Raw genomic sequence first — 5,101 nt, 5'->3', positions numbered from 1 at the left:
TGCCGATGCCCGCCGAATCCAGGCCGGCATCGGCATACATCTTTTCGGGTTTGGCGTGGTCGGTGAAGACGTCCGGCAAGACCAGCGGGCGCACCTTGAGGCCGCTTTCCAAGAGGCCTTGATGGGCAAGGAAATGCAGGACTTGGGCAGCGAAGCCGCCGATGGCGCCCTCCTCCACGGTCACCAGCACCTCATGCGAACGGGCGAGGCGCCGGATCAGATCCTCGTCCAGCGGCTTGGCGAAGCGGGCGTCGGCGACGGTGGTGGAAAGGCCCGCGGCGCCGAGTTCCTCGGCCGCCAGCAGGCAGTCCTGCAGCCGCGCGCCGAAGGAAAGCAGCGCGACCTTGGTACCCTCTTTCAAGACACGGCCCTTGCCGATCTCGAGCACCGAGCCGCGCTCCGGCATGTCGACGCCGACGCCGTTGCCGCGCGGATACCGGAAGGCGATCGGACCGTCATCATAGGACGCCGCCGTGCGCACCATATGGCGAAGCTCCGCCTCGTCGGCCGCGGCCATGACGACGAAGCCCGGCAGCGTCGCGAGGAAGGTCGTGTCGAAGGCGCCGCAATGGGTGGCGCCGTCAGCGCCGACGAAGCCGGCGCGGTCGATGGGAAAACGCACCGGCAGCTTCTGGATCGCCACGTCGTGCACGACCTGGTCGTAGGCGCGCTGCAGGAAGGTCGAATAGATAGCGGCGAAAGGCTTGTAGCCTTCGGTGGCGAGGCCCGCGGCAAAGGTCACCGCGTGCTGCTCGGCGATGCCGACATCGAAGGTGCGGGACGGAAACACCTCGCCGAACAGGTCGAGGCCGGTGCCGCTCGGCATGGCGGCGGTGATGGCGACGATGCGCTCGTCCTCGCGCGCTTCCTGGATCAGGCTCTCGGCGAAGACCTTGGTGTAGGCGGGCGCGTTGGCCGGCGCCTTGGCCTGCGCGCCGGTGATGACGTCGAACTTGTTGACGCCGTGATATTTGTCGGCCGCGGCCTCCGCAGGCGCGTAGCCCTTGCCCTTCTGGGTCACGACATGGATCAGCACCGGGCCCTTGCCGTTGTCGCGCACATTCTTCAGCACCGGGATCAGATGCTCCAGATTGTGCCCGTCGATCGGGCCGATGTGGTAGAAGCCGAGCTCCTCGAACAGGGTGCCGCCGGTGACATAGCCGCGCGCATGCTCGACGGCGCGGGTGATGGCGCGGTCGGCGCGCTTGCCGAGATAGGATGTCAGCTTCTTGCCGAAATCGCGTAAGCCTAGATAGGCCTTGCCGGAGGCAAGCCTGGCCAGATAGGCGCTCATGGCGCCGGTCGGTGGCGCGATCGACATGTCGTTGTCGTTGAGAATGACGATGAGGCGAGCATCGAGCGCGCCGGCATTGTTCAGCGCCTCGAAAGCCATGCCGGCCGACATCGAGCCGTCGCCGATGACGGAAATGACATTGTTGCGGCCACCCGACAGGTCGCGTCCCATGGCCATGCCGAGACCGGCCGAAATCGAGGTCGAGGAATGTGCGGCGCCGAATGGGTCGTATTCGCTCTCGGCCCGCCGGGTGAAACCGGAAAGGCCGCCTTCCTGGCGCAGCGTGCGGATGCGGTCGCGGCGGCCGGTCAGGATCTTGTGCGGATAGGCCTGGTGGCCGACGTCCCAGATCAGCCGGTCGTCCGGCGTGTTGAAGACATAATGCAGCGCAACCGTCAGCTCGACCACGCCGAGACCGGCGCCAAGGTGGCCGCCGGTCTGCGAAACGGCGTCGATCAGCTCGGCGCGGAGTTCGGCGGCAAGCTGCGGCAATGCCCCCTCATCGAGCTTCCGCAGGTCCGCCGGGATGCGGACCTTGTCGAGCAGCGGCGTGTCTGGCTTCACTCGGGCGCGTCCTGCCTCAATTGATCGAACACGGCGCTACCAGCAGATTGCGCCTTAATCATGCGCGGCATAGGCCGCCGCCGGGCGAATGTAAATGCGCGCCAGTGACGCGTGGCGCTGCTTGTTTTGGCAAGCCATCGAAAACGGCTGGAATTGGCGGAAGCCCCCCAACGTCGTCATTCCAGGGCGAAGCAGGAGCGAAGCTCCGTCGCGGAGACCCTGGAATCCATGCCGTGACTCTGGCCGAAGAGCGCAGCGGAGCAGAATTCTGCACCGTTGCAACGCTTGGAAGTCACGGCATGGATCCTATGGTCTGCGCCGCGTCGCTTCGCTCCTTGCTCCGCCATAGGATGACGACGCAAGGGACGTTTCGGCCAATCGCCAAGGCATGCACCTAGAAACGCATATCCGAGCCGTTAAAAATTCTGTGTGCTCGAGAACTAACCCTCAGGCAGCGGGATAAACTCTTCCTCATCGCCAGGAACGATATCGAAGCGGCCAGTCTTCCATTCCTGTTTGGCCTGCTCGATGCGTTCCTTCGAGGACGAGACGAAATTCCACCAGATGTAGCGCTGGGAACCGAGCGAAGCGCCGCCGAACAGCATGAAATGCGCGCCGCGCTCGGAGGAGACGACGATCTCCTCGCCCGGCTTGAACACAAGGAGCCGCTCGGCCGGAAAAACATCGCCGGCGATCGAGACGTCGCCTTCCAGCGTGTAGATGGCGCGCTCTTCGGCATCGGCCGGAATTTGCACGCTGGCGCCCGCCGCCAGGCGCAGATCGGCATAAAGCGTGTCCGATGCGGTCGCGACCGGCGAGCGCAGGCCGGAGAATTCGCCGATGACGATGCGGCCGCTGACGCACCCGGCATCGATCTCAGGCAAGCGGGCCACCGACGTGTTGGCGAACACCGGGGCAATCTCCTCCTTGCCGTCCGGCAGCGCCAGCCAGGTCTGCAGGCCGGAGACCGACATCGGCGCGCCGCGCAGTTCCTCCGGGGTGCGCTCGGAATGAACGATGCCGCGCCCGGCGGTCATCAAATTCACGTCGCCCGGCGCGATTACCATTTCGGTGCCGAGCGAATCCCGATGCCTGATCTTGCCGTCGAACAGATAGGTGACAGTGGAGAGCCCGATATGCGGGTGCGGGCGCACATCGAGCGCGTGGCCGGCGCGCAGGATGGCCGGGCCCATGCGATCAAAGAAGATGAACGGCCCGACCAGGCGGCGTTTTGCCGTCGGCAAGGCGCGGCGCACCGCGAAGCCGCCGATGTCCTTGGCGTTCGGGATGACCATCAGCTCGATCTGGTCGCAGGCGAAGGCATCGCCGGGCTCAGGGTCGTTTCCGGGAAAAAAGCTCATGATTATCCCTTAGGCGAAGCGCAACGCCGACCTGGCCTTCGCCTTGGCGGCCTCTTCCTCGCGATTGCGCGGTTCCTGGCTGGTTTCGAGCGAATCGATCAGTTCGCGCGCGGCGGCGGCGATCGCTTCCACGGCGTGATAGAAAGCATGCTCGTTGCGCTTGGACGGTTTCGTCGAGCCGCTCAGCTTACGCACGAATTGCAGCGCTGCATCATGCACCTCGTCATTGGTCGCCGGCGGCTCGAAATTGGCCAAGGTCTTGATGTTGCGGCACATGGCTTGAACTCCTTACCTGCTTGCTCTGCCCACCCAAACTATTCCGCATCGAGCGGCTCCGTTCCCACCGGCTTGCCGTCGCGCGACAGCCTGATCTTCTCAACCTTGTCCTCAGCCGCCTTGAGCAGTCGGTCGCAATGCGCCTTCAGCGCCTCGCCGCGCTCATAGATCTTGATCGACTGGTCGAGCGGGACGTCGCCGCGCTCCAGATCGTCGACGATCTTCTCCAGCGCGTCGAGCGCCTGTTCGAAGCTCATCGCCTTGACGTCCTCATTGCCTTCCACTGCCATACCCTATCCCTTCATCAGCCGCCCGACATGGGCGGCGACTGAAAATGCCAGTCCCTGCAGATCGTAGCCGCCTTCCAGCAGGCTGACGAGCCTGTTGGAGCTGTGGCGGCCGGCGCGTTCCATCAACTGGCCGGTCGCCCAGTCGAAATCGTCCTCGGTCAGATTGATCTCGGCCAGCGGATCGCGGTGATGCGCGTCGAAGCCGGCAGAAATGATGATCAGGTCCGGCGCGAACGCATCGATCGACGGCAGCACGCGCGACAGGAAGGCGTCGCGGAACATGTCGCTGCCGGTCCGCGGCGCGAGCGGCGCGTTGACGATGTTGCCGGCGCCGGTCTCGCTCTTCGCCCCGGTGCCCGGGTAAAGCGGCATCTGGTGGGTCGAGCAGTAGAGCACCGACGGGTCGTCCCAAAAGATGTCCTGCGTGCCGTTGCCATGATGGACGTCCCAATCGACGATGGCGACGCGCTCGGCCTGATGCTTCTTCTGCGCATAGCGGGCGGCGATGGCCGCCGTGTTGAACAGGCAGAAACCCATCGCCGTAGCCTTTTCGGCATGATGTCCCGGCGGGCGGGCGGCGACGAAGACATTTGAGGCGCGGCCCTCGAAGACGTCGTCGACCGCCGCGTTGGCCGCGCCGATCGCCGTCACCGCGGCCTGCCAGCTTTTCGGGCTGGCGCTGGTGTCGGCATCGATCGAGACGATGCCGGTCCGGGGGATCGCCGCACGCACGCGCTCGACGAAAGTCTCGGGGTGCGCATAGACGATGGTTTTCTCATCGCCTTCCGGCGCCTTGACGCGGTCGAGCGCCGAAAACGCCTCGTCGTCCAGCACGCGCTCGATGGCGCGCAGGCGGTCAGGCCGCTCGGGGTGGCCGGGCGGCGTGAGGTGTTCGAGGAAGATTGGGTGCGTGTAGAGACGGGTGGCCATGGCGCCTAATCTAGGCACCCGCGGCCGTAATGACCATGTTTGAAAAGCCGAATGGCTGGGGAAATTGCGCCAGCCCATGTCGTCCGCGCCATTGGCGGGTGCCGAACTTCGCGGTAAGGTCGTCCCGCTGCCTGGTGCCCGCGACGCGGGAGAATCGGGAACACGGTTTTATTCCGTGGCGTGCCCAACGCTGTGAGGGGGACCGCGCCGGCAAATGCCACTGTCGATGACGGGAAGGCGCCGGAGCGGGACGATCCCGAGCCAGAAGACCGGCCCGGCAGACATGGTTTTCCGCTTGGTCAGGCGGGGGACTGCTTGTCGCAAGGGGAAAAGCGATGACGGCAGCAGCGATCGCCGCGTGTGGCGACGACTTTGACCAATTGGCG

5 protein-coding genes and 1 riboswitch are annotated in these 5,101 nt (G+C 65.2%); all 5 genes read right to left on the bottom strand.

Features of this window, described 5'->3' with window-relative positions; all coding sequences use genetic code 11:
• Positions 1 to 1,858: 1-deoxy-D-xylulose-5-phosphate synthase (dxs, locus tag EOA24_RS27000; protein WP_127410254.1), on the bottom strand; the 1,858-nt coding region annotated here is incomplete at its 3' end.
• A 440-nt stretch (positions 1,859 to 2,298) separates the two neighbouring features.
• Positions 2,299 to 3,219 carry a pirin family protein gene (locus EOA24_RS26995; RefSeq protein WP_127410253.1) on the bottom strand — a complete coding sequence of 307 codons (921 nt, stop codon included), beginning with the start codon at positions 3,217 to 3,219 and terminating at the stop codon, positions 2,299 to 2,301.
• Between the two features lie 9 nt (positions 3,220 to 3,228).
• Positions 3,229 to 3,495 (bottom strand): DUF2277 family protein, encoded by a 267-nt coding sequence (locus EOA24_RS26990; protein WP_042641736.1) that lies wholly within the window; start codon positions 3,493 to 3,495, stop codon positions 3,229 to 3,231.
• Positions 3,496 to 3,533: 38 nt separating this feature from the next.
• A complete protein-coding gene (locus EOA24_RS26985) occupies positions 3,534 to 3,785 on the bottom strand; it encodes an exodeoxyribonuclease VII small subunit (RefSeq protein WP_027164646.1) in 252 nt (83 codons plus the stop codon).
• Positions 3,786 to 3,788: 3 nt separating this feature from the next.
• Positions 3,789 to 4,715 (bottom strand): histone deacetylase family protein, encoded by a 927-nt coding sequence (locus tag EOA24_RS26980; RefSeq protein WP_126078569.1) that lies wholly within the window; start codon positions 4,713 to 4,715, stop codon positions 3,789 to 3,791.
• Positions 4,716 to 4,830: 115 nt separating this feature from the next.
• Positions 4,831 to 5,008: riboswitch (cobalamin riboswitch) on the top strand.
• Positions 5,009 to 5,101 lie beyond the last annotated feature (93 nt).

Source organism: Mesorhizobium sp. M2A.F.Ca.ET.039.01.1.1, from assembly GCF_003998035.1.
GTDB lineage: Bacteria > Pseudomonadota > Alphaproteobacteria > Rhizobiales > Rhizobiaceae > Mesorhizobium.
The sequence above is the reverse complement of the archived record's forward strand: the minus strand, read 5'-3'. Positions and strand labels throughout refer to the sequence as shown.